Source organism: Aquabacterium sp., from assembly GCF_049274795.1.
Lineage (GTDB): Bacteria > Pseudomonadota > Gammaproteobacteria > Burkholderiales > Burkholderiaceae_C > Aquabacterium.
Genome location: NZ_JBASTH010000116.1, coordinates 1 through 2,164, shown reverse-complemented (window position 1 = coordinate 2,164; position 2,164 = coordinate 1). Strand labels below are relative to the sequence as shown.

Genomic DNA, 2,164 nt, shown 5'->3' with positions numbered 1-2,164 from the left:
GCCCCCAATATTCTGGCTTCACATCCAGACGCATGCCGTCAACCATCAGCAACCAGGCCGCGATCACATCAATTCGATCCGCGTTGGCATTAGGCGCGGTTAACACGGCAACCAGCGCAAGGGTGCTCCCGAGTTCGACACCAAATGCTGTAAGTGGTTGATTTGACTAGGTTGACCTAGTCAGCGTGCCACTACAGGAGGGGTAACTGGAGTTCGTTGCTGAGCTTTTTGACCTTCAAGGCGGCCATGGTGGCGGCCTGATCTTGGTTGATGCTGGAGATGCCTGAGACAGGTGCGCCGTTGTCGATGCTGACGCTGTGGCGTTGAATGCGCCGCAGACTGGCCAGCGCGGCTTCGGGGCTCAGCGGGCTGCCAGCGAGTTTGAGGCGCTGGCGCATGACCCGGTACAGGATCAGCGCCATGAAGCAGATGCTGGCGTGGGCCTTGATGCGCTCGGGCAGACGGTGGAAGACGGGGGCGATCTCGATCTCGGACTTGAGCACCTTGAAGCCCCGCTCGATATCGGCCAAGGCCTTGTAGCGCTGCACGACCTCGGTGGCACTGAGATCGGCCACGTTGGTCACCAGCATCAGCTTGCCGTCCATGAGTGCGGCACGCTGCAGGGCCTGCGTATCGAGCGCATAGGTGAACACGTCGGACTGCAGGTCGACCTTGATGATGCGGCTGAGGTGAGCGTCGCTGACCTCGTGGAAGAAGCGCGCCTTGGCACCACTGTCGGAGAGCTTGCGACCGCGGCGCATCACGCCATCGTCTTGCGCATCGAGCTTGCCCGCCAGTTCGGCAGCGCGTACGTGCAATGCGTCGATCTTGCCTTGCCGCTGGGCCGATTGCTCCTGCGCGGTGACGGGGTCGTGGGCGATCACCAGTCGATGCTCACCCCAGCGGGTTTCCTCAATGACCTCACACGATGCGTCGGCCATCTTGGCCTGCATGGCCTGCAGGACTTCGGCGAACTCGCTATAACGCCGCCCCGGCACCGCCAGGATGAACTCCATCGGCTGGCCGCTGGGCAGCTTCAACTCAGACAGGGCGGCCACATTGTCCAGCGACAGCAGGCCTCGGTCGGCCACGATGACCAGACGGCGGATGTGCGGATACCGTTTGAGCAAGGTGCCCAGCATGGGTAGCAGCGTGGGCGCCTCCGCCGTGTTGCCAGCAAAGACCTCATGGTGGATGGGCATGCCATCGGCTGTTTGCACCACACCCAGCATGAACTGACGGGCGATCAACCCCTCCTTGGACATGCCAAAGCGGCGCACATCGCCACCTTGCTCACTCAAGCCTTCAGCGCGGATGGTGGTCAGGTCGTAGAAGACAACCGAGAGTTCTTCATCGATCAATGGGCGCAGCAGATGGGCCACCGTGTCATTGACGGCGACCTGGTGGTCCATGAGCGCATCCATGCTGCGCAGCAGTTGCTGGTGGCTGAGCTTGTCGGCATCAACTCCCGGCATGCTCACGGTTTGCAGCCAGCGCAGGGTGCCCAGCTTGGAGTCGGCATCGCACAGGCGGTTGAAGACCATGACACGGATGGCCTGCTCGATGGGGGTGGTGTAGCGTGCACGCCGGAAGACCGCCGCCAGGGCGTCAAAGCCCAGTTCACGCCAGAGTTGATCGAGAGCCCAGACATCACCGAGCGTCAAGGCCGATTCAAAGCGCACCTGGGGCGTGGTGATGTCCACGCCGCTGCGACCCTTGGCACGAAGCAAGGTGCGCAGCACGGCATCGACCGTGCCGCCGTCCTCATCAACGCGACCCAGAGTGGCCACCGTGCGCTGGCGAGGCTGACCTTGCTCGTCACGGAAGGACTCGACCAACTGGGCGTAGGTGCGGCTTTTGGAGCGGGTGAGCTTGATGAACATGCCGCAAGTATAGCGCAACACCCCAATTGCGCCACTACAAAGCATTCATGAAGTTGCCACTACAAAACTTCCGCAAAAATGTGCATAAGTCGTTGATTCACATGGAAGCGGCTTCACCAAAAATGCGAAATCGGCATTTTGGTGTCGAACTCGGGGGTGCTATCAACCTGTCCCATGCGTTGCTCGTTCATCACATCAAGGCATGGGGCGCTGCACTGGACGTTCGGGAGCACTGTTTTTTTCAATACGAACGGCTGCGGAAAGTGTCGAATCCACATGGG

The 2,164-nt window shown here is 60.9% G+C and carries 2 protein-coding genes; one reads left to right on the top strand and one right to left on the bottom strand.

Translation table 11 applies throughout. From position 1 onward, the window contains the following. Positions 1 to 191 precede the first annotated feature (191 nt). Positions 192 to 1,883 carry an IS1634 family transposase gene (locus tag WAQ08_RS19345; protein WP_422193918.1) on the bottom strand — a complete coding sequence of 564 codons (1,692 nt, stop codon included), beginning with the start codon at positions 1,881 to 1,883 and terminating at the stop codon, positions 192 to 194. Positions 1,884 to 1,930: 47 nt separating this feature from the next. On the opposite strand from WAQ08_RS19345, the gene WAQ08_RS19340 reads away from it, so the two are divergent. Continuing rightward, positions 1,931 to 2,164, top strand: a 234-nt coding sequence (locus WAQ08_RS19340) for a hypothetical protein (RefSeq protein WP_422193917.1), incomplete at its 3' end; no start/stop codon positions are given.